Origin of the sequence: Amycolatopsis sp. NPDC049253, assembly GCF_040678995.1 — a bacterium.
Classification (GTDB): domain Bacteria; phylum Actinomycetota; class Actinomycetes; order Mycobacteriales; family Pseudonocardiaceae; genus Amycolatopsis.
On the sequence record NZ_JBFAQX010000001.1, the window covers coordinates 473,881 to 495,743 of the forward strand.

19 protein-coding genes and 3 tRNA genes are annotated in these 21,863 nt (G+C 69.4%); 12 read left to right on the forward strand and 10 right to left on the reverse strand.

Annotation, left to right across the window (positions count from 1 at the left end; translation table 11 throughout):
• Positions 1 to 1,931: 1,931 nt before the first annotated feature.
• Entirely contained in the window at positions 1,932 to 4,244 is a 2,313-nt protein-coding gene (locus AB0K15_RS02430; protein WP_364045359.1) for a tetratricopeptide repeat protein, read from the forward strand.
• A gap of 66 nt (positions 4,245 to 4,310) precedes the next feature.
• Here AB0K15_RS02430 and AB0K15_RS02435 read toward each other — a convergent pair whose 3' ends face one another.
• The gene (locus tag AB0K15_RS02435) at positions 4,311 to 4,973 is read right to left on the reverse strand and encodes a DUF4097 family beta strand repeat-containing protein (RefSeq protein ID WP_364044610.1); all 663 of its coding nucleotides are present in this window, start codon (positions 4,971 to 4,973) and stop codon (positions 4,311 to 4,313) included.
• 216 nt (positions 4,974 to 5,189) lie between these two features.
• Between AB0K15_RS02435 and AB0K15_RS02440 the strand changes: the two genes are divergently transcribed.
• On the forward strand, positions 5,190 to 5,912 hold the full coding sequence (locus AB0K15_RS02440; RefSeq protein WP_364044613.1) for a helix-turn-helix domain-containing protein: 723 nt from the start codon (positions 5,190 to 5,192) through the stop codon (positions 5,910 to 5,912).
• Here the strand turns inward: AB0K15_RS02440 and AB0K15_RS02445 are convergent.
• Positions 5,902 to 6,495: a PaaI family thioesterase gene (locus AB0K15_RS02445; protein WP_364044616.1), complete on the reverse strand. Its 594-nt coding sequence runs from the start codon at positions 6,493 to 6,495 to the stop codon at positions 5,902 to 5,904. The two genes, AB0K15_RS02440 and AB0K15_RS02445, sit on opposite strands and share 11 nt — an antisense overlap.
• A 202-nt stretch (positions 6,496 to 6,697) precedes the next feature.
• Here AB0K15_RS02445 and AB0K15_RS02450 point away from each other — a divergent pair, with 202 nt between their 5' ends.
• Entirely contained in the window at positions 6,698 to 8,056 is a 1,359-nt protein-coding gene (locus tag AB0K15_RS02450; RefSeq protein WP_364044619.1) for an MFS transporter, read from the forward strand.
• Between the two features lie 1,102 nt (positions 8,057 to 9,158).
• On the opposite strand, the gene AB0K15_RS02455 is transcribed toward AB0K15_RS02450, so the two are convergent.
• The 4 genes from AB0K15_RS02455 to AB0K15_RS02470 all read right to left on the reverse strand — a co-directional run bounded on the left by AB0K15_RS02455 (position 9,159) and on the right by AB0K15_RS02470 (position 12,569).
• Positions 9,159 to 9,704 (reverse strand): hypothetical protein, encoded by a 546-nt coding sequence (locus tag AB0K15_RS02455; protein WP_364044622.1) that lies wholly within the window; start codon positions 9,702 to 9,704, stop codon positions 9,159 to 9,161.
• A 101-nt stretch (positions 9,705 to 9,805) separates the two neighbouring features.
• Positions 9,806 to 10,351 (reverse strand): SigE family RNA polymerase sigma factor, encoded by a 546-nt coding sequence (locus AB0K15_RS02460; RefSeq protein WP_364044625.1) that lies wholly within the window; start codon positions 10,349 to 10,351, stop codon positions 9,806 to 9,808.
• Between the two features lie 8 nt (positions 10,352 to 10,359).
• A complete protein-coding gene (locus AB0K15_RS02465; RefSeq protein WP_364044628.1) occupies positions 10,360 to 10,641 on the reverse strand; it encodes a hypothetical protein in 282 nt (93 codons plus the stop codon).
• A 713-nt stretch (positions 10,642 to 11,354) separates the two neighbouring features.
• A complete protein-coding gene (locus AB0K15_RS02470; protein ID WP_364044631.1) occupies positions 11,355 to 12,569 on the reverse strand; it encodes an Ig-like domain-containing protein in 1,215 nt (404 codons plus the stop codon).
• A gap of 459 nt (positions 12,570 to 13,028) precedes the next feature.
• Here AB0K15_RS02470 and AB0K15_RS02475 point away from each other — a divergent pair, with 459 nt between their 5' ends.
• Positions 13,029 to 13,232 (forward strand): cold-shock protein, encoded by a 204-nt coding sequence (locus AB0K15_RS02475; RefSeq protein WP_020669570.1) that lies wholly within the window; start codon positions 13,029 to 13,031, stop codon positions 13,230 to 13,232.
• A 198-nt stretch (positions 13,233 to 13,430) separates the two neighbouring features.
• Here the strand turns inward: AB0K15_RS02475 and AB0K15_RS02480 are convergent, their stop codons facing one another.
• Positions 13,431 to 13,850, reverse strand: coding sequence for a hypothetical protein (locus AB0K15_RS02480; RefSeq protein ID WP_364044635.1), 420 nt, complete (start codon positions 13,848 to 13,850; stop codon positions 13,431 to 13,433).
• 485 nt (positions 13,851 to 14,335) lie between these two features.
• Between AB0K15_RS02480 and AB0K15_RS02485 the strand changes: the two genes are divergently transcribed.
• The 4 genes from AB0K15_RS02485 to AB0K15_RS02500 all read left to right on the forward strand — a co-directional run bounded on the left by AB0K15_RS02485 (position 14,336) and on the right by AB0K15_RS02500 (position 15,210).
• Positions 14,336 to 14,590: a hypothetical protein gene (locus tag AB0K15_RS02485; protein ID WP_360602346.1), complete on the forward strand. Its 255-nt coding sequence runs from the start codon at positions 14,336 to 14,338 to the stop codon at positions 14,588 to 14,590.
• Between the two features lie 345 nt (positions 14,591 to 14,935).
• A tRNA-Glu gene (locus tag AB0K15_RS02490) sits at positions 14,936 to 15,008 on the forward strand.
• A 23-nt stretch (positions 15,009 to 15,031) separates the two neighbouring features.
• A tRNA-Asp gene (locus tag AB0K15_RS02495) sits at positions 15,032 to 15,105 on the forward strand.
• Positions 15,106 to 15,136: 31 nt separating this feature from the next.
• Positions 15,137 to 15,210 (forward strand) — tRNA-Phe (locus tag AB0K15_RS02500).
• A gap of 209 nt (positions 15,211 to 15,419) precedes the next feature.
• Here AB0K15_RS02500 and AB0K15_RS02505 read toward each other — a convergent pair.
• Entirely contained in the window at positions 15,420 to 15,938 is a 519-nt protein-coding gene (locus tag AB0K15_RS02505) for a hypothetical protein (protein WP_364044639.1), read from the reverse strand.
• A gap of 353 nt (positions 15,939 to 16,291) precedes the next feature.
• Here AB0K15_RS02505 and AB0K15_RS02510 point away from each other — a divergent pair, with 353 nt between their 5' ends.
• The 4 genes from AB0K15_RS02510 (at position 16,292) to AB0K15_RS02525 (ending at position 18,642) form a co-directional block, all read left to right on the forward strand.
• A complete protein-coding gene (locus tag AB0K15_RS02510) occupies positions 16,292 to 16,813 on the forward strand; it encodes a class I SAM-dependent methyltransferase (RefSeq protein ID WP_364044642.1) in 522 nt (173 codons plus the stop codon).
• A 23-nt stretch (positions 16,814 to 16,836) separates the two neighbouring features.
• Positions 16,837 to 17,382, forward strand: coding sequence for a hypothetical protein (locus AB0K15_RS02515; RefSeq protein ID WP_364044645.1), 546 nt, complete (start codon positions 16,837 to 16,839; stop codon positions 17,380 to 17,382).
• 89 nt (positions 17,383 to 17,471) lie between these two features.
• Complete coding sequence (locus AB0K15_RS02520; protein ID WP_364044648.1) at positions 17,472 to 17,816, forward strand: YciI family protein; 345 nt, start codon at positions 17,472 to 17,474, stop codon at positions 17,814 to 17,816.
• A 34-nt stretch (positions 17,817 to 17,850) separates the two neighbouring features.
• Positions 17,851 to 18,642, forward strand: a complete 792-nt coding sequence (locus AB0K15_RS02525; protein ID WP_364044651.1) for an arylamine N-acetyltransferase — start codon at positions 17,851 to 17,853, stop codon at positions 18,640 to 18,642.
• Here the strand turns inward: AB0K15_RS02525 and AB0K15_RS02530 are convergent.
• Positions 18,636 to 20,963 carry an EAL domain-containing protein gene (locus tag AB0K15_RS02530; RefSeq protein WP_364044654.1) on the reverse strand — a complete coding sequence of 776 codons (2,328 nt, stop codon included), beginning with the start codon at positions 20,961 to 20,963 and terminating at the stop codon, positions 18,636 to 18,638. The genes AB0K15_RS02525 and AB0K15_RS02530 overlap by 7 nt on opposite strands.
• Before the next feature lie 91 nt (positions 20,964 to 21,054).
• A complete protein-coding gene (locus AB0K15_RS02535) occupies positions 21,055 to 21,843 on the reverse strand; it encodes a rhomboid-like protein (RefSeq protein WP_364044657.1) in 789 nt (262 codons plus the stop codon).
• Between the last annotated feature and the right edge of the window lie 20 nt (positions 21,844 to 21,863).

Sequence of the window (21,863 nt, forward strand, 5' to 3'; positions counted from 1 at the left end):
GCCGCCCCTCACGGCGCACCCGGCACGACGGGACCTCTCGCGCCGCACCAAGTCGGCGCGAATGGACCCCTCGCGCCGGCTTCGCAGGGCGAAGGGGCTGTTCGGACCACCACCGGCGCGCGACCGGACTTGTCGCACCATCTCCGGCGCGCGACTGGCCCTGTCGCACCGCGACCGGCGTGCGAGCGGTCCTGTCGCACCACTTCCGGCGTGCGACTGGACCTGCTGCCCCGCCGCTGGCGCGCGACTGGCCCTATCGCACCGCGACCGGCGTGCGACTGGACTTATCGCACGACGTCCGGCACGCGACTGGCCCTGTCGCACGACGTCCGGCACGCGACTGGCCCTGTCGCACCACCTCCGGCGCGCGAGTGGTCCTGTTGCATCGCCGCTGCTGCGCGATTGGACGTGTCGCACCACCTCCGGTGCGCGAGTGGTTCTGTCGCACCACCTCCGGCGCGCGAGTGGTCCTGTTGCATCGCCGCTGCTGCGCCTGCCGCGACTGGACCTGCGGCACCACAACCGGCGCGCGACTGGACCTGCGGCACCACAACCGGCGCGCGACTGGACCGGTCGCAACCGCCGCTGTCGCGAGTGGTCCAGTCGCGCCGGGGTCCCAGCTCCACGGGCGGTTCCGTCGGCCAAGCGACGGCGCTCGGCAGGTCCCTTCGCTCGGACCCGGGTAGTCCGATCGAGTGGCCCTTGCTTGATCAGCGGCTTCCTGAGGCGTCCGGACCCCCGCGCCGTGGTGCCCGACTAGGATCAATGAGGGACTTTTTCCGCGGGGATCTCGGGAGGTAGTTGTGTCGGAGGAGCCGCGCCGTCCTCGGCACGCCGCGCCGGACGAGAACGCGGGCGCCGAGACGCCCTCGTGGACTCCGCCGCCGCCGGTCCGGTGGGACACGCCGGAGCCGTCGGTGTCCGGCCGCCTCGACCCGGGTGCTCGGCCGGACCCCGAGTCGCCGACCGTGATCAACACTCCGGTCTACCGCCCGCAGACCCCGGCGCAAGGCGCGCAGCACCCGGGGCAGCCGTACCAAGGTGGCCCGGGCCAGCCGCAGGGCCAGCCGCCCCAGGGTGGTCCCGGCCAAGGTCAGCCTGGTTCAGGCCAGCAGATGCCGGGCCAGCCGCAGGGCGCTCCCGGCCAGCAGGGCCCAGGCCAACAGGGTCCTGGCCAGCAGGGCCAACAGAGCCAGCAGCTCCAGCCCGGCTACCCCCAGCCGCCCTACGGCCAGCAGCCCCCGTCGCAAAACCAGCCCTACCCGCCGCACCCGCAATCCCCGCAGTCCCAATCCCGCGCCTACCCGCAGACGCCCGGCTACCCGCCCCCGTCCCACACAGGCCAGCAACGCCACCCCGCCCGCCCCGGCACCCAGGGCCAGCCCTACCCCGGCTCCCCGTACGCGCCCGGCCGCCCGGCTCCGGAACAGCCCAACCGCGTCGCCGAGCCCGGCTCGAACCCCGGCACCGCGTCCCAGCCCGGCCGTCCGGCCGACCCGGGCACCGCTTCGCAGCCCAACCGCGCCGCCGACCCGAGCGCAGCCGGCACCCCGAACCAGGGCCCTTCCTCGCAGCCCAACCGCGCCCCCGAGTCCGCGATCCCCTGGAAGCAAGTCCAGCCAGGAACCCACGCGCCCGAAAGCTCCGCGCAGCAGACGTCCGACTCCGGAAACCGCAGCAGCGAAGCCACCGACCCGAACCAGAGCACCTTCACCGGGCGCCAGCCGTCCGAGCAGGCCAACCGCGTAGCCGAACCGACCGCGACCGACGACCCGGCCCAGCACCAAGACCCCGCCCACCACGAAGACCCGGCCCGCGCGGAAAACCCCGAAGCCAAGCCAGAAGACCCCACCCGCCCCCCGGGCGACCTGGCTCCGGTCATCCTCCCGCAGTCGCAGCAGCCGGTCGCCCCCGTCGACCCGGCCGCGCCGATGCCCACCAGCGTGCTGGCCAACCCGAGCCCCGGCACGCAGAGCATCATGCCGCCGTCGCCGCGTCTCCAGCCGCAGGAATCCCTGCCGGACCCGGGCACGGACAGCGTCGTCGCCGCGAGCGGCAGCGAAGGCCACGGCACCGGCACCCGCAGCGAAGGCGGTTCCCAGGGCAGCGGCACCGGCTCGTTCCCCGGCACGTCCCGGCGCACCGGCTCCCGCACCTCCAGCCGACGCTCCCGCCGCGGCCGTCTCGGCGCCGGACTCATCGACGTCCCGCCCGTGCCCTACCGCGACCCCGCGACGGCCGTGCTCGCGAACCCGGTCGTCTCCGAGGAAAAGCGCTTCTGCGGCAACTGCAGCGCGAAGGTCGGCCGGGCCAAGGACGGAAAACCCGCCACCCCCGAAGGCAAGTGCGACAACTGCGGCACACCGTTCTCGTTCCTGCCGAAGCTGCAGCCCCACGAGCTCGTCGGCGGCCAGTACGAAGTCCTCGGCGCCCTCGCCTACGGCGGCCTCGGCTGGATTTACCTCGCGCAGGACCACAACGTCTCCGACCGCTGGGTCGTCCTCAAGGGCTTGATCGACACGGGCGACGCGACCGCGATGGCCGCCGCCGCCAACGAGATGCGGTTCCTCGCCGAGGTCGAGCACCCGAACATCGTCAAGATCCACAACTTCGTGCAGCACCCGGACGCGCAGACCGGCACATCCGTCGGCTACATCGTGATGGAGTACGTCGGCGGCCAGTCGCTGCGCCAGCTCGCCCTGCAGCACCACCGGGAGAGCAAGCGGCCCGAGCCGTTGCCGATCGGGCAGGTCATCGCGTACGGCCTCGAGATCCTTCCCGCGCTCGGCTACCTCCACAGCCAGGGCCTGCTCTACTGCGACCTCAAGCCCGACAACGTCATCCAGACCCACGAGCAGCTCAAGCTGATCGACCTGGGTGCCGTCCGGCGCCTCGACGACTACGAGAGCCCGCTGTTCTTCACCACCGGCTACAGCGCGCCCGAGCTGGCGACGCAGGGTGCGTCGATTTCGAGCGACCTCTACACCGTCGGCCGCACGCTCGCCGTGCTGAGCTTCGAGTTCCAGGGCTACACCACGAAGTTCAAGTCGACGCTGCCCGGCCCCGACGCCGTGCCGCTGTTCGCGCTTTTCGGTTCGTACTACCGCTTCCTCAAGCGCGCGACGCACGTCGACCCCGACCGTCGCTTCCTCGCCGCCGAGGACATGGCCGACCAGCTCACGGGTGTGCTGCGCGAGATCATGGCGCTCGGCACGGGCAAACCGCGGCCCGCCGCGTCGACGGTCTTCGGGCCGGAGAGCCGGGCGTTCGGCGTGCACCTCGTGGTTCCCGAAGCCGGCACGAGCGTGCCGCTGCCCGAGCCCGCCGAGGTCGTCGCCGGTCTGCCGATCCCGCAGGTCGACACCGACGACCCCGCGGCCGGCGTCCTGGCGACCACCACCGCGCTCGACCCGCGCGAAGCCATCGAAGCCCTCGCCGGCGCGCCGCGCGAGTCCATCGAGGTCCGCCTGCGCATCGTGCGCGCACGCATTGAGCTCGGTGAGTTCGTGGAAGCCCAGCGCCAGCTCCAAGCGGCCCAGTACCTGGCCATCCGCAACGGTTTCCCGCACGACTGGCGCATCGACTGGTACCGCGGCCTCATCGAGCTGGCGGGCGCCCGCCCGCGCGTCGCACACGTCGCCTTCGAAGCCGTGTACGACGACCTCCCCGGCGAAATCGCCCCCAAGCTGGCGCTCGCCGTCAGCGCCGAGGGCGTCGGCGACTACTTCGGCGCCGCGCGCTACTACGAGCTCGTCTGGCGCACCGACCGGACCTACGTGAGCGCCGCCTTCGGCCTCGCCCGCGTCTACCTCGCCCAGGGCGCCCGCGCCAGCGCCGTCGAAGTGCTGGAGATGGTCCCCGCCACCTCCACGCACTACATCGACGCCCAGGTCGCCGCCATCAAGATCAAAACCCAGTCCGGCGCCGCCTCGGAGCAGTCCCGCATCTCCGAACAGGACCTCCTCGACGCCTCCCTGCGCCTCGAACGCCTCAACCTCGACGCCGAACGCCGAACCCGCCTGTCCGCCGAAGTCCTCGAAGCCGCGTACGACTGGCTTCGCGCGCCCTCCGCGCCGTCTCCGGCCGAGACCTCGAAGGTCCTCGGGTACGCGCTGGAGGAGCGAGACGTGCGGTTCGGGCTGGAGCGCTGCTACCGCACGCTGGCTCGACTGGCGGGAAGCACGGAGGACCGGGTCGCCCTGGTGGACCGCGCCAACTCGATCCGGCCGCGGACGTTCACGTAGGCCTGCGCGGAGTCGTGAGTGCGGAGGCCGGCCAGAACCGGCATCCGCACTCATCGTCCCTCGCCCTCACAGGCTGCGCGCGTTGATGTCCCCGTACTCCGTCGTCGCTTCGATGGTCAGCGTGGCCTCGCCGGAGTTCTGCAGGGAGTTGCGGACCCGCCCGTAGGACGTCCCCGCGTCCAATGAAGCCGAGACGCCCGGGGTGGCGCCCACCGAGACGTCCCCGGCCGACGTCCGCAGCACGACCGACCCGCGCACGGCCTCCGCGATGTCGATGTTCCCCTTGCCCGTGGTGATCGAAGCCGGGCCGTTGAGCCGGCCGACGGAGACGTCACCGGCCTGAGTGGACAGTCGCAGGCCGGCCGCCTCGTCGACCTTGATCGCGCCGTGCGAGCCCTCGAACGTGACCTCGCCCAGCCGGCCCACGCCGCGGAAGTCGGCGCTCGCGGCCGAGGCGGAGACGCGGGAGTCGGCGGGCAGCTGCACGGTGACCTCGATCGATCCCGAGGCGCCGAGCATCTGGTTCTTCGCCGTGGCCTCGATTCGCAGCACGCCTTCCGCGAACGAGACCGTGGTCTGCTCCGCGACCTTCACGTCGCGGGCCTTCGAAGCATCGACCGGCCGGACCTCGACCGCGGTGTCGGCGCGGTCCGCGGCGATGAACTGAACGCGCCCCGCGGGGATGGTGACGAAGGCGGAGATCGGGGCGGTGGTGGTGAACTTCTGCATCGGGATCAGCTCCTGTGCTCGTTGTTTCTGATACGAGAAACGCTACGTTGCGTTCAAGAACCAGGCAACAAGTTCGTTGCACTATAATGGCAAAACCCCAGTTCAGAGCCCGACAATCATTGCAATGGGACAAAATCTAACGCAACAGCACCGTTGCAATGAACTGAAACAAAACGCTACGCTGAAGGCCCGGAAACCACCACGAGGGAGAACCCGATGCCCGGCGGCCGCCTCACCCAGCAGGAACGTCAGCAGATCGCGCTGGGCCTCGCCGACAGCCTCGCCTACGCGGAGATCGCCCGGCGCCTCGACCGACCCACGTCGACCATCACCCGCGAGGTCATGCGCAACGGTGGCCCCACGGCGTACCGCGCCGACCTGGCCCACCACGCCACGGCACACCGCACCCGCCGCCGGAAGAAAGCAGCGGCACCCCCGCGGCAAGCAGCGCCGCAAGCCCATGGGCGCGACGCCGAAGCCGTCCGCGAGTACGAGGAGACGTTCACCGTCCTCCTCATGCAATCCGGCCTCCCTCGGATGGCCGCCCGCGTCCTGACCTGCCTCTACATCAGCGACGACGGCAGCGTCACCGCCGCCGAGCTCGTCCGCCACCTGCAGGTCAGCCCGGCGTCGGTCTCCAAGGCCGTCTCACTTCTCGACGGCCTGGGCCTGCTCAGCAGGGAACGCGACGAGCGCCGCCGCGAGCGCTACTTCGCCGACAACGACGTCTGGTACCAGTCCGTCCTGGCCGGCGCGAGGGCCAATGCGCAGCTCGCCGAGACCGCGAGGCAGGGCGTCGCGATCCTCGGCCGCGACACCCCGGCGGCCGCGCGCCTGGAGAACATCGCCCGGTTTGTCGGCTTCGTCGGCGAGAGCATCGCCCGCGCCGCGGAGCAGGCCCGCGAAATCCTGTACGCGAAACCCGAGGTCAGGGATTGATCTCCCACTCCTGACCGTCCCGCGCGCGCCGTTGCTTCTCGCGTGCGTCGGCCAGCTTCTGCAGCGCCGCCGAGTCACCGTGCGTCGTGAAGTGCTCGAACCCGACCGCCACGAACAGGGCGCGCGCGGTCACGGCGACCGGGCCGTCGGGCGCATCGAGGTGCCCATCAGCGGAAACGTAGATCTTGCGCCCCGCTGTGCCGTCCAGGCGGGTCTCGATGTGCAGCGTCGAGCCGACGGGCACGGGCCGGCGGAAGTCCGTCTCGAGCTTGCCGGTCACGGCCGGGCGCCGCAGCAGGTTGCCGACCGCGCTGCCCAGGGCCTCGTCGAACGCGCACGCCAGCAGCCCGCCGTGCGCGAGGCCGGGCGCGCCCTGGTGGGCGGGCGTCACGGTGAACATCGAGCGCACCGTGTGCCCCTCGCCGACGACCGATCGCAGGCGCAGGCCCGCATCCACCTCGTCGCCGCAGCCGAAACACTCGTCGAAATGCACGCCGAGCTCGGTGCCGGGAGCGGGAGCCTTCGGGTGCACGGCAGGTGGCTCCACGGACACCGGCGGCCACGGTCCAGAAACACGACTCATGCGCTGACGTTAACCCGCGAGTAGCCGTTCGCGGTACGCGGCCTGACGTGCGGCGCGCGTTTTCCTCAGCGCACAGTAGTCGGAAAATTCCGTACGGTAGAACTTTCCCGACTCACGCTGCCGATCAATCCCAGCCGGACAACACTCGGGAAATGAGCTGCATCGGAGCTACTGGGTCGCGTACGAGGAGGTCGTCGCGGGGATGAGCGAGGCAACGGCGAAAAAACCGGACGTGGACCAGAGAACCGTCAAACGGGCAGTCCTCGCGTCGGCGATGGGTAACGCCACCGAGTGGTACGACTACGGCGTCTTCACCTCGGGCGCCATCGCCACGAGCATCGGCACGGTCTTCTTCCCCGGCGAGGGCAACGCGGTGCTGAAGTCGCTCGCGCTGGTGGCGGTCGGGTTCATCGTGCGGCCGTTCGGCGGGGCGTTCTTCGGCCCGCTGGGCGACAAACTGGGGCGGCAGAAGGTCCTCGCGATCACCATTCTGCTGATGTCGGGCTGTACCTTCCTGGTCGGCGTGCTGCCGACGTACGCGGGCCCGTACAGCATGGGTATCGCGGCACCGATCGCGATCTTGTTGCTGCGCTTGATCCAGGGCTTCTCCACGGGCGGTGAGTACGGCGGCGCGGCGACGTTCATCGCCGAGTACGCGCCGACGAAACGCCGTGGTTTCTTCGGGTCGTTCCTGGAACTGGGCACTTTGAGCGGCTACGTGCTGGGCAACGTCGTCGTGCTCGCGGTCACGCTTTCCCTGCCGGCCGACCAGGTCGAGGCGTGGGCGTGGCGGATCCCGTTCTTCGTCGCGCTGCCGCTGGGCCTCATCGGTCTGTACCTGCGGTCGAAGCTCGAGGACACGCCGGAGTTCAAGCGGCTCGAGGCTTCGGGCAACAAGCCGAAGAAGGCGCCGCTGAAGGAGACCTTCACCCGCAACTGGCGGATGATCCTGAACCTGATCGGCATCGTGCTGCTGCTGAACATCGCGGACTACATGCTGCTCACGACCATGCCGACGTACTTCACGGATACGTTGAAGATCAACGACAACACATCCACGTTGATCATCATCGGCGTGGAGCTCGTGCAGGCCGCGATCATCCTGCCGCTGGGCGCTTTGTCCGACCGCATCGGGCGAAAACCGTTGCTGATCACCGCCGCGATCGGGTTCCTGGTGCTGAGCTGGCCGAGCATCAAGCTGATGCAGTCGGGCAGCCTCCTGTGGCTGATCGTCGGGTTCGGCATCGTCGCGTTCCTGCTGGTGCTGATGCTGGCCGTGATCGGCTCGACGTTCCCGGCGATGTTCCCGACCCGCGTGCGCTACGGCTCGTTCGCGATCGGCTACAACGTCTCGACGTCGCTGTTCGGTGGTACCTGTGGTGTCGTCGTGACGGCCCTGATCCAGGGCACGGGCAACAACGACTGGCCGGCGTACTACCTGATGATCGCCGCCGTGATCGCGCTGGTGCCGATCTTCAAGATCCCGGAGACTTCGCAGGTGCCGATCGAGCAGATCGACACCGCGGACACGGGTGGCAAGCTCGCGGGTGCTACTCGCTGAGGTTCTTTGCATCGCGGCCCGTCCCCCTGTGTGGTGGGGGACGGGCCGCTCTTGCTTCTTGCTGTGTCTTGCTTCGTCTACTGTGGACAGCTCGGGGGCTGCTCCGCTCAGCGAACCTCGGCAACCTCGACCGGGCGAGGAGCAGCGAAACGCTTGCGCGCCCACGTCGCCAGCCCACCGGCGACCACAACAGCTACTACGGTTTCGATCATGAGTGCGGCGAACACCATTTTTGCTTCCTCCTCGAGTTCTCGGGCCGGCTCGCTCTTCGTTCGACCGGCTGAGCAACAATCCTCGGCGGCCTTCGTCGACCGCCACAGGAAACATCGCCACGAGGCGCCCGGATATTTCGCCGAAAACCCACCTCGCCGGGGTGACGTCGGCCACCCTCGCCGTGGGGCCGTAACTGTGGTCTGAACAGGGGATTCTTGCCTCACTGAGTGAGAGGCCCGGGCCACCGCCACCGCATGATCAGTCCGCGCCCGACGGCTCGAATGGTCCAGTCGTGCGGCTGCGGCGGTTTGATCGGTCCTCCCGTCGCGCCGACGTGGTTCGACCGGTCCCCTCGCGGCGCGCCCGACGGCTCGAATGGTCCAGTCATGCGGCGGCGGTTCGATCGGTCCGTTCGTGCGGCGGTGGCGGCTCCATCGGTCCAGTCGCGCGCCCGCGGCCCGACTGGTCCGTTCGTACAACAGGCACGGCGGGTCCACTCGCGGCGCTGATGCGGTTCGAAAGGTCCAGTCGCGTGGTGGTCGTGGCTCGACCGGTCCATTCGCACCTGCCCTCGGGCCCAGGTCCGTTGGCGCTGAGGGACCTGCACGACTGGCCCCCTCGCGCAGCGGCGGCGGCTCGATTGGTCCAGTCGTGCGGCGGCGGCGGTTCGATCGGTCCGTTCGTGCGGAGGCGGCGGCTCCATTGGTCCAGTCGCACGCTGGCGGTTCGACCCGCCCATTCGCCGCGGCAGCCGCGGTGCGACCGGTCCGTTCGCGTGACACGCGCGGCACGACTGGTCCGCTCGCACCGCGGCGGCGGGTTGAGCGGTCCGTTCGCGCGACATGCGCGGCTCGACCGGTCCACTCGCGCGGCGGGCGGCGGCCGCGCCTCAGCGAGTCGTGGCGATCGGCGGTGCGATTGCGTGCGTGGGGATCGTGGTGGCCGGCGGGGGCAGGCGGGCGGGTGTGCGGGGGATCGACGGCACGGACTCCGGCGGCTCGCCCGGCGCCTGGACTGGCGAGCGGGACGGCGTCGGGTCGTCGGCCGGTGCGGTTGTGTCCGCGGTGGGTGGGGCGGTGGGCAGGGAGCTCGACGGGGGAGGCGTCGGCGCGACGGTCGACAAGCCGGGGCCGGCGGGCTGGACGGGCGTCGGCGGGCCGTGGTGGCCGGCGGCGAAGCTCACGGCCAGCCCGGCCACGACGAGGACCGCCGCGGTGGCCACGGAGCTGCCCGCCACGGCCAGGCGCTTGCGGCGGCGCCGGATGCGGGCGCCGTCGGTGATGACGTCGGCGGCGGAGAGGGTGAGGGGCGGGCCGTCCGGGAGGGTGGAGAACAGGGCGCGGACGTCGGAGGTCGGGTCTGGGGCGGAGCTGGGATCCGTGCCTGGCTCGGAGGCGCGAGCGGAGCCGGAGCCCGAGTCGAAGTCGCGATTCAAGCTTGAGTCGAAGTCGCGGCCAGAGCCAGAGCCAGAGCCAGAGCCTCCCGACCCACGCCCAAAGCCGTCAGCACCACCAAAATCACGCTTCACCAGAACAGTCACCTCCCTCCAGGAACAGCCACAGCCGCGAAGTGCGGCCCCAGCCGGTTGCGCAAATTGGCCAGGCCGCGGGCGGCCTGGCTCTTCACCGTGCCGGTGCTGCAGCCGAGGGCGGCGGCCGTCTCGTCGACGGACAGGTCCTCGAAGTACCGCAGCACCAGCACGGCGCGTTGACGGGGCGCCAGCACGGCGAGGGCCTGGCGCACCAGCATGTCGTGTTCGGTTTCGGCGTCCGAGGTGGGGACGTCGGGCGGAGCGTCGGTCAGGCGCTCCCGCTTCCAGCGGCTGCGGCGGTTCTCGGCGAGGAACGTGCGCAGCACGATCTTGCGCGCGTACGCGTCCAGGCTGTCGTGCCGCGACAGGCGCGGCCACGCGAGGTACAGCTTCAGCAGCGCCGCCTGCGTGAGGTCTTCGGCGCGGTGCCAGTCGCCGCACAGCAGGTATGCCGTGGCCCGGAGGCTGTGCGCGCGCTCGCCGAAGTACCGGGCGAACTCGCCGTCCCACGGCGAGCTCGGCCCGGACACCGGACGGAAGCGGGAGATCACCTGCGCGATCAGCCCCAGATGTCCGGCAGGTTCAGGTCGCCGGTCGGCCCCGCGGGGATCGCCGTGGGCACGCGCACGCCACCCGGAGCCTGCGCCGGCACGCGCGTCGGGACCGCGGACGGCGGCGCCACCTCGGTCGGACGCTGCGTCGTCGCCATCGGCGGCGCCTCGGCGGGCGCGGTCGGCTGCGCCGTCGGCGGCGCCGGCTGCGCGAACGCCACCGCCCCACCCGTCAGGGCACCCCCGGCCAGCAGCAACGCACCGACACTCAACGCGAAACGAATACGCAAAACAGCTCCTCAGCTCACGAGCACCCCGGTCGGCGGCGCCTCTTCTGCCCCTAGTCATGCCGCCGGCGCCGCACCGGGTTGCATCGAGTTCGCCAAGTTTTTCCCGCACCCCACACCGTCGTTCGCGCCCGGCCCACCACCCCGCAAACGCCCAGCACCCTCACCGACGCCCGACCAAGCCGGACGCCCGCACCGCCCCCTGACGCTGCTGTCGCGCCGGGCACCGTGGTCGACCGCGGCCGGGCATCGACGTGTAGCCAAGCCGGACGTTCACGCCGACCGCTGCTGTCGCGCCGGGCGCCATGGTCGTCCGCGCCCTCATTGACGCCCGACCAAGCCGGACGCCCGCACCGCCCCCTGACGCTGCTGTCGCGCCGGGCACCGTGATCGATCGCGCCAGGCGTCGTCGCCCGGCCGAGCGCCCGCACTGTTCGCCGCTCTCCCGCCGGGCACCGTGGTGGACCCGCGGCCAGGCACCGACGTGCGGCCAAGCCCGGCACCCACCTGCCCACCCCCACCCTCTGTCTTGCCAACACCGCAATCGACAGCCGCCCAACACCGGCTGCCTGAGAACTCGGCCGCGGGTCCGCCCCACGCCAGGGCAGAAGGCCCGGAACCCAACCGCAAACGCTTGCGCCCCCACCAGTCACCCCACCAACGACAAACGGCCGGAGGCACAGAGCCCCCGGCCGCTCACCGCGCAACAACAAACCTCACAGCGCGGACAACTTGCTCCACGAAGCCCAGTCGTAAGTCCAGTCGCTGTAGTCGCCGTCCTTCGACGTGAGGGTCTGGGTGCTGCCGGTGATCTCGACCGGGTCGCCCGGCAGGACGCTGTCGTAGTAGATCTTCGCGTTGGCGGGCGACAGGTTGAGGCAGCCGTGCGAGATGTTCTTCTTGCCCTGCGCCCAGATGGACCCTGCGAGGCCGTGGATGAACTCGCCGTTGTTGGAGATGCGGACGGCCCACGGGACGTTCACGTCGGTGTAGCCGTAGCGCGGGTTGCTCATCGAGTACGTCGCGTGCTTCGACATCACCACGTGCACGCCGCTGTGGGTGACGCGGCCCGGGTCGGAGTCGAGGCCGTAGCTGACCGGGAAGTCCATCACCTGCTTGCCGTCGCGGATGACCTGCATGCGGTGCTGCGTGGTGCTGCCCTTGACGATCTGCGAGCGCCCGATCTTGAAGCTCGCGGAGAGGTCCTGGCGCCCGTACGTGCCGTTCCCCATGGAGACGCCGTAGATGTTCGCGTTGACCTTCACCTCGGTGCCCGGCGCGAAGTACTCCTTCGGCCGCCAGTGCACGGAGGTGTCGCCGTTGAGCCAGGCCCACGAGCCCTCGGTCTTCGGCGTGGTCTCCACCGACAGCGCCTTCTCCACCGACGCCTTGTCCTTCACAGCGCTCGGAAACGTCAGCGCGATCGGCATCGCGATGCCGTATGTCTGGCCGTCGCCGACGTTCAGGCTGCCCGCCATCTGCCGGCGCGGCTTCACGGTGGTGAAGGCGCCGCTGATCTGCACAGGCTTGCCGTCGCTGCCGGTCGCCTGGCCGGACCACGTGTACGTCTTGCTGTAGCCGAGGTCCTCGGTCGTGCTCCAGCTCTTCTTGTCCGCGGACGGCTGGCCCTGCACCTGCTTGCCGTCCGGGTTCGTCAGCGTGACGGAGTCGAGCGTGCCGTCCGCGACGGTCACCTTCACCGGATCACCCGGTGCCACGTCCTTGGCGTTCGCGGCGGGCGCGAGCGTGATGCTGGCCGGCTTGGCGACGGGCGCGGCCTTCGTCGGGCCCCCGCCCGTGTTGCCGCTGGCGCTCACGGTGGCCGGATCGCTGGTGCACGCACCGAGCGTGAGCGCGGCGACGACCCCCAGAACCGCGATGCCCGCTCTCCGGCGCGCCTGCGTCGCGATAGCGATGTGTCGGATGGTCACACCGATCCCCAATCTCCCCTGGACAACCCCAACCACCCAGACGTCCCGAAGCGCCCGAACGTTGATCTACCGAGTAGTGACCAATGTCACATCAACTCTTGCGAAGCTCACGTACGGGGTCCAGACGACTCCGGGGCGTGCACGGTGAGGTCCGGTGCGGCCGTGCTCGATCAGCGTAACCGGCACTCCCGACAGCGCTCCGTAGGCGGCGATACGACGTTCCGGTGACGTGCGAGTCTGTGAACCGATCCGCGAGATCACAGGCTTCAGATTTGGCCAGATCCCGGTAGGCTGCTGAGCAGGCCGTCGTTTTGCGTGTTCGTGGCTTCACACTCGCGGAACTTCTGACGCGAGCCGTGGGGCCCGACAGCTCTTCGCTCGACTCGTTGGAACCGCCCGGGACGGCCGGGGTGCCGCTTCGGTGGCATTCGAAGCGGATCTGTTACGAGGAGTACAGCGGTGGCGCAAGGCACTGTGAAGTGGTTCAACGCGGAGAAGGGCTTCGGCTTCATCGCTCAGGACGGCGGTGAGGGTGACGTGTTCGTGCACTACTCGGAGATCGACGGGCGCGGCTTCCGCACCCTCGAAGAGAACCAGCGAGTGGAGTTCGAGGTCGGCCAGGGCCAGAAGGGCCCGCAGGCCCAGAAGGTCCGCCCGATCTGAGACAGGCCCAACGCGTTTTCTCAGGCCTGAGTAAGGAACTCCCGGCGAGTCGCTTGCCGGGAGTTTCTTTTTGTTGTTGTGTGACACCGTTTTGTTGACACAGCGTGATTTTACTGACGCAGCGTGACTTCCGGTCACGGAAAAGCCCCCGGCGCTGGTGCACCGGGGGCTTTCTCGTCTGCGTTCGTTGCGCTTCGGTCAGCGGGGGAGAAGCGGTTCGTCGAAGGAACCCTGGGGGAAGCTGAACTCGTCGGTCATGGCGTCGGAGTGCCGGCGATCCTGCGCCGACGCGGCCTGGCCCTCCCAGGAGAGGCGCTCCAGGATCCACTCCATCGCCAGCGCCTGCGGGGAGATGTCGCGCTCGTTGGCGATCTCCTTGAGCTGCTGGCTCGCGATGAGGTTCATGCGCAGCTGGTAGACCTGCGCTTCGCCGAAGCGCTTGCCGGTCCCGGTGCTTTCGGGGTCGGAGTCCGGAGCGAGAGCCGCGAGGTAGCTGGTGAGCTCCTTGTCCTCGACGACTTCTTCGCCCGCCGGCTTGGCGGCGTTGCGGTGCCGTCCGGACGAGACGGCCTTGAGGTTCGTACGGCTGCCGAGGCGGCCGAGTGAGGGAAGAGGCACCCGAACACGATAACGGTTGGGTCTCGGCAAACAAACGACTGTGAGACACGACACAAGCAATTAGGTCGCTCATTGAGCCTATTCGATCACCTGATCAGCCCAGCGGTAAACGCTGTTCAATGACCGTCTGTGGATGTGCTGTTCACGCGTTGCGCAAGGCGTGTTTCACCAGGTCGGCACGCGAAAGTGCGGAAATGGAGAGACCCCCGCGCCAGGGGGAGGAACGCGGGGGTCGGAGGGGATCTCCACAGGCGCTGACCGGGGGTGTGTCAGCACCATCGATTGTTGCACGAGTTCGGGGGTTGGGCGAGTGGAACCCGTGAGAAATCCACACTCCGGTTCACATTCACGATCTTGTGAATGTGTTCGGCGATTGCGCAGGGTTGTGCGGAGAGTGTTCCGAGGTTCACTCTCCGGGGGGCTGCCTGCGGCGCTTCGCTCTGGTTAGCCTCGCGGCCAGTTGTTCAGAACCGGGCGGAGGGGCCATGAGCGGGTCTGTGGAAGTTCGACAGTTCCTCCTTCGGTACGAAGGTGCCGATGGCGGAAGCACGTCGCTGACCGGCGGCGGCGTGCCGGCACAACGCGGGGCCACCGACGGCCAACGCGTCTCCGACGACCAGGTGCGGCGCGCCCGCCTGGCGGTCGCCAACGGCGCACTGGGGGTCGAGGACTGCGCCCAGCTGTTGGAGATGCTGGGACTCGATCTCGACGAGGGCGGACAGGCGCCGGTTCAGCGCTGAGGTCTGCCGTCGGCTGAGGTTCGGCGTCGCTCGGCGGTCGGTGCGGGCTGTCGTGTGACTTGTTGACGGTTCCCGAGGTGTCTTGGTGTCCGAGGTGTCTCGGTGTCTCGGTGTCTCGGGCCGGGTTGATCGCTTCGCTTGCTTCGGGGCTTGATCGACGCCTCGCGGCGCCGACGTCCGCCGCGATCGTCTCGTCGGCCCGGAGGAGTACTGTTGTTGCAGGTCATGAGCTTGCCGGAGAGTTAGTCACCCCCCGGTGTAAAGCGGTGGGGGCGTGCCCTATGCTTGTAATCGCTCCCGGGGGAACCTGAGAGCGCGGTCGGTCGGTTCGCCGAAACCGGCTGGGCTCCCATCGTTCAGTGGCCTAGGACTCCGCCCTTTCAAGGCGGCAACGCGGGTTCGAATCCCGTTGGGAGTACGCAGTACACGCAGTACCAGTAAGGCCCTGTGGCGCAGTTGGTTAGCGCGTCGCCCTGTCACGGCGAAGGTCGCGGGTTCGAGTCCCGTCAGGGTCGCAAGATCGTTCGGCTCCCAGCCGGCGTTCCCGGCCAGGTAGCTCAGTTGGTACGAGCGTCCGCCTGAAAAGCGGAAGGTCGCCGGTTCGACCCCGGCCCTGGCCACGCTCGAAGAAGCCGTCTTGACTCAGGTCAGGGCGGCTTTCTTGTTTTCCAGGGCGGACTTGGCGCGAGTGGCGCCGACGCCGGGGCGACGATTGCCGGCATGGTCGCGGGGACGCCGCGGTGGAGGCGGCTCGTGCGGCCTCCACCGCGACGTCTCCGATGATCGTGCTAGTTGCTGTGTTTCGGTTCGGCCCCCGGTGCCGTGGTGATCACAACCGGTCGGCGAGGGTTTTCGCCAGCGTGGTGTAGCCGGCGCGGAACCCGTCGTTGCGCGGAGCGGCCAAGGAGAGGTGGGCGACACGGGTCACGCCGTGGCTCGGCTCGATGACCGCGATGTCGGTGCCGTTGCCCTTGCTGAGGCAGTAGATCGCGGCTTCACCGAGCGGCTGCGCTTTGTCAGCGCACTCCTGTTCGGCGACTTGCAGCAGTGTCTTCTGCGCAACCATCGTCGGGGTCTCGGCGATCTCGAGGGCTGCCAGAAGGGAACCGTGGTCGTCGGCGCGGTGGTACTTGCAGGTGTAGACGGTGAGCCCGCCCTGGGCTGACGGGATTTGTTCGCTGCTGTCGTAAATGTTCGGGTCGCTGAACGCCTTTGCGATCTCCGCCGAGTCCAGAAACGGACACGCCGCCGTCAGCTTGGCCGGCGACACTGCCGGCACGAACGGCGGCGGGGGAGGGCTGGCGCTCGTGGTGGGCGCAGGACTGCTGCTGGAGGCCGGCGCTGCCACCACGGCTCCGTTGCCACCGTTCGAGCACCCTGCGGCAGCCGCCGCCACGAAGGCGGCGGCGATGAATCTTCGAGACAAACGCATGCACCGAATCCTGCCGGACTTTCCCGGAATTCCCGCTCGCGGAGATCCACTTGTGATCACGCGGAGTGGCCTGTTTGCCGAATATTCTTGCTGTGCGTGAAAAACCATGCGGGCTGAGGAGCAACGCGCGTTCTTCGAAAGCCTGGCTCAGAGAACCGCGCAAGGTGTAGCGCGTCTCCGTGGCGAACACTGCTGGCAGGATGCCGAACGTGACGCAAGACCTGTGGGACGCGCACGCCGCGGAGTTCGACGAGTAGCCCCATCACGGGTTGCGCGACCCCGTCGTGCGCGAGGCGTGGCGGGAGCTTCTGCTGTCGTTGCTGCCGAAGGCGCCGGCGTCCGTGGTTGATCTGGGTTGTGGGACGGGAAGTCTCGCCGTGTTGCTGGCCGAGGCCGGCGACGGGGTGTGTGGGGTGGATCTGTCCCGGCGAATGCTGGCGCTCGCCGAGGAAAAGGCGGCGGCTGAGGTCCGCGTCGAGTTTTGCCAGGGAGACGCGGCGGATCCGCCTTGCCCCATAAAGGCATTCGACGTGGTCCTCGTCCGGCACGTGCTGTGGGCGATGCCCGATCCCGCCGCCGCGGTGGCGCGTTGGGTCGAGCTGCTGAGGCCCGGCGGGCGGCTCGTGCTGATCGAGGGTCGCTGGTCCACCGGGGCCGGGCTGACCGCGGCGGAATGCGAGGCGTTGGTGCGAAGCGATCGGCAAGAGGCGCACGTCAGGAAACTCGACGACCCGGCGTTGTGGGGCGCGGAGATCGAAGACGAGCGCTACGCGGTGGTGAGCCGAGCCTGAAAGTGCTGGCTACGATCGCCCACGTGTGGGGGGTGGTGCGTAAGTCGAGGCTGCTCGTGGTCGGTTTGGTGCTCGTGTGTGCCGGCTGTGGGGCGGGGCGGCACCGGTTCGAGGAGACGATCGATCCGTGCGTGGTGCTCGAAGGTGACGTTGTCGCGCCCGTGACGGTCGGCCTGCACCACGAGGGGTCGTGGCCCGACGAGAGCAAGGCTGTGTCCAAGGCTGATTACGAATCCACCGCGTGCGACGTCATCTACGCCCGCCAGGTCGGCTACACGGTGGAGCGTTCGAACACCCGTACGCTCCACCTCGACATCCGGCGGTTCAACGGCGAAGACGCCTTCTCCGACGCCGGCCGCCGGTTCGGCGCGCCCTGGGACGACAAGGTCGCCGGGCCCTGGGATCACGCGACCATCCAAGACGGCCAAGCCAACGCCGTGTTCGACAATCTGGCCATCCACCTTGAGATCTCCGACGTCTCCAACGTCTCACTCGGCCTGAACACGGTCGCGGTGACCGCCGGCCTGCTGGGAGCCGTGGTGAATCGGCTGAAGGCCCACTTCGGCTGATTGGAAAAAACTTCTCGCAGTCATGTCCGGACCACCACCCCGGCTCCGACCACCCGGTGAAACCAACACCGGACCGAAGGAGCCCACCCATGAAGTACCTCCTCACCATGAACATGACCCCCGCCCTCTGGGAGGCCCTCCCCGACAGCGCGAAGCAGGAGGTGTACGACGGCCACGGCGCCTTCATGAAGGACAACGCCGCCGAGATCGTCGGCACGAAGGCGCTGGCCGAGCCGGGGGAGAGCACCACCGTGCGGGTCCGTGACGGCAAGGCACAGGAAGAAAGCGGCCTCCTCAACGGCAGCGACACCTTCTTCTGCGGCTACTACGTCGTCGACGTCCCCACGAAGACCCGGGCGATCGAGCTCGCCGCGCAGATTCCGGACGCCAAGCACACCGCGGTCGAGGTGCGGCCGGTGGTGCACGAGGCTTGACCTGCACCGCGGTCGAGGTTGCACGCTGATCACCATGTGGAACATCGACGCGGTGGACGTCGACGCGTATCTCGAGCGGGTCGGGCGCCCGCGCCGACCGCCGTCAGCCGAAGGGCTGCGGGAGTTGACGCGGGCGCACGTCGAGACGATTCCGTTCGAGAACGTGGACGTCGTGCTCGGGCGGCATCGGGGGATCGGGCTGGACGTGGTCGGCGAGAAGCTGATCACGCGACGAAGAGGCGGGTACTGCTACGAGCAGGCCGGCCTCTTCGCGGCCGTCGCGGAACGGCTCGGGTACGACGTGCAGCGGACGGTCTCGCGGGTTCAGCCCGATCGGGACGGGCCGTACACGCACATGACGTTGATCATCACCGCGGACAACACGCCGTACCTCGTCGACGTCGGGTTCGGGTCCGGGATGCTCGTGCCGATGCCGTTCGAGGACGGCGCGGTCGTGGACCAGGGCGGGTGGCCGCACCGCCTCATCCGCCGGGACGACTGGTGGGTCTTCCAGAAACAGGACCGAGGCGGCTGGGAAGACCTCCACGAGCTGCTCCCGCAGGTCCACAGCCGGCCCGTGGACTACGAGGTCTACCACCACTACATCTCCACCCACCCGAAGTCGGTGTTCTTCGGGCGGCTGATCCTCATGCGCCTGGAGGACGGCCGGCTGCGCCGCATGATCGGGCGGGAGCTCACCGAGTCCCGGCCCGGCGTGGCGGACGTGACGAGGACGATCGCGCCCGAGGGGCTGGAGAGGACGTTGGCAGACCTGGACATCGTGCTCACCGACGAAGAACTCGACGCACTGCTGAAGCTCTACTGAGCGAACAGCTCCGCGGCAGGCAGCGGCCGGCCCAGGTGGTAACCCTGGGCCTGGTCGCAGCCGAGCTGACGCAGCAGCGCCAGCTCCTCTGCCGTCTCCACGCCCTCGGCCACCACCGTCAGCCCGACCGCGTGGGCCATCGCGATGATGCTCGCGACGATCGCGGCGGCGTCGCGGGAATCGGCGATGCCGGTGATGAACGAGCGGTCGATCTTCAGCGTGTCCAGCGTCATGCGGCGCAGCTGCGCCAACGAAGAGTAGCCCGTGCCGAAGTCGTCGATCGCGAGGAGCACACCGAGGGAACGCAGTGCTGCCAGTACTTCCCCGGCGGCGACCTCGTCGCGCATCAGCGCACTCTCCGTCACCTCCAGGCACAACGCGGACGGTGGCAGACCCGTCGTCGCCAGGGCGTCGCGCACTGCCGGCAGCAGCTGCGGGTCTTCCAGCTGGCGCACGGACAAATTCACCTTCAACGACAGGTCCAGACCGCGTGACGCGCGCAGCGAAGCCACCTCACGCGTGGTGTCGCGCAGCACGAACTTGCCGATCTCGTTGATCAGCTCGCTTTCCTCGGCCAGCGGGATGAACTCCGCCGGTGAGATCGCGCCGTGGCCGGGATGGGTCCAGCGCAGCAACGCTTCCACGCCCACCATCTCGCCGGTGTGGAGGTCGACCACGGGCTGGTACGCGGGCCACAGCTGTCCACTGTGGACGGCATCACGCAGGTCCTGCTCCATGCGCAGCCGCCGTTGCATGCGCTCGCGCAGGGCGACGTCGAAGAACTCGAACCGCCCGCGGCCGAGCGCTTTCGCTTGGTACATCGCGACATCCGCGTCGCGCAGCAGGTCTTCTGCGCTGCGCTGGTCGCCCGCCGCGACGAGGACGATGCCGATGCTCGCGTCCACGTGGAGCTGGCGCCCGTGCACGGAAATGGGCTCCGCCAGCACCGAACGCAGGTGCGCCGCGAGCGAGCGCACCTCGGCATCGGCCGTGGCCCCGGCCGTGACGACCACGAACTCGTCACCCCCGAAGCGGCCCACCACGTCGACCGCGGCCGTGGCGCGGCGCAGGCGTTCGCCGACGATCCGCAGCACCTGGTCGCCGACGGAGTGGCCGAGGGAATCATTGATGATCTTGAACTTGTCGAGGTCGAGGAACAGCACCGTGGTGGGGCTGACGCGGTCGCGGCGATCGAGCCGGTCGAGCACGAGCGTGCGGTTGGCCAGGCGTGTCAACGGGTCGTGGGTCGCGTCGTGGGCCAGGCGGGCGCTGATCGCGCGCCGCTCCGTGATGTCGGTGAACGACGTGACCACGGAGACGCCGGCCGGGTCGTCCGGGTTGAGCAGCCGCGACGTCAGCGCCACCCACACGTCACGGCCGTCGGCGCGGCGCAGGCGCAGGACCAGGCCGTTGTGCGTGATCCCGGTGCGGCGCGTGGAGATCGACGGCAGCTCGTGCTCGGCCAGCCGGTGCCCGGACTCGTCGAAGAGCACGAGTGACGAGCACGGCACACCGATCAGCTCGTCGGCCGGCACGCCGAGGATCCGGCTCGCGGCCGGGTTCACCGACTCGATCAGGCCTTTCGGCCCCACGACCAGCACACCTTCGTCGAGCGCGGCGACCACCGTGCGGTAGTGCTGCTCCGCTCGGCGGCGCGCGGTCTCGTCAGCGCAGACGAGCACGTGGCCGTCATTCATCTCAGCTGCGGTAACGCGGATCGAGAGCGGAGCCCCTTCGCGATGGTGGTGCGTCTGCCGCACCACGCCTCCCGCGAGCTGGATCGCCGCGGGATCGGGATCAACGCCGAGCACCTCGCGCGCCGGGCGGCCGACGGCTTCCCCGGCGGGCCACCCGTACACGGTCTCGGCCGCGGGGTTCCAGCTCGTGACGATGCCGTCCGCGGTCACCGCCACGATCGCGTCGCTCACCTGCGACACCAGCGCGGCCTGTGCGGCCGCGGCCCGGCGGCCGGCGACGTCGCGGATCACGACCTGGATCGCCGACGTGGCGTCGTCGCCGGTGCGCAGCGACACCGTCTCGACGGCGAACGTGCTGCCGTCCACCCGTTTCACGACCGTTTCGACCGGTTCGCCCCCGGGTGCTTCGCCGCGATCCCGATCGGCCACCACGAAGTCGGTGACCGGCCGGCCCACGACCTCGGCGGCGGACTGCGCGCCGAAGAGATCGAGCGCCGCGGGGTTGGCGTAGGTGATCACGCCGCTTTCGTGCACGCAGGTGGCGTCGGCGCTCAGCTCCACGAGCCGCCGGTAGCGTTCGGCCAGCTCCGCGAGCTGCGCCTTGGCTAGGGCGTCGGCCTCCATAGTGCGTCCGGTCCCCCTGTGTCGGCGTGTGGCCCGTCGATTACACCACCAAGGGATCTGTCGTGTATATGCGCCGGGGAACCTTCGTATATCACGTGCCGTCGGGCCCGGCTCTGCGAATTTCCTCGGTGTCGGGCCCGGCGGACGCCGATTCACGCCGGGCGCGAAGCCGTGGGCCCCAGTAGAAGAGGCCGAAGTGCGCCGCGCACGCGTGGCCGAGCACGGTGACGACGGAATCGAGGCTGCCGGGCGAATCGGACACCCAGACCACGGCGATGAACAGCTCCATCACCACCAGCGCGGTGATGCGCGGCCGGCCGCGCAGCAGGAACACGAGCGCGCCCGCCGTGGTGAAGAAGCCGTAGCTCACGCCGATGTCGAGCCAGCGGCTCGCGGTCGTCGGCAGCACTCCGCCGCTGATCAGCAGCATCACGGGCACTTCCGTGGCGAGTGTGGCCAGCACGTGGCCGCTGAAGAAGACGATCGCCGTGCGGCCTGGTCCGAACCGGCGTTCGAGCGGGGCGAGCGCGATGGTGAAGATGATCGCGTAGGCGAGCCAGCCGCCGTCTTCGAGCCACAGCGCGCTGCTGAGCAGGGAGACGAGCGGGCGGCGCCAGAGGTTGTGGGCGTCGGTGCTCGAAAGCTGCAGCAGCTTCGCCGTGACGACCGGGTCGGCGAAGCGCAGCACGAGCGTGGTGCCGAGCAGGACGATCAGGTAACCGAACGTGAACGGTGTAGACCGCGGGGTCGGCAGCGTCCGCGCGAAGCTGCGGCCCACTGCGCGCCAGGTCAGCGTCACCCGGGTGGGCGCGGCCTCGCCGACGAGCCGGTGGGTCCACCAGTCTCGGAGGGTGACCGGCTGTCGGGCTCGCAGCAGCATTACTCCAGGCTCTCCGGGCA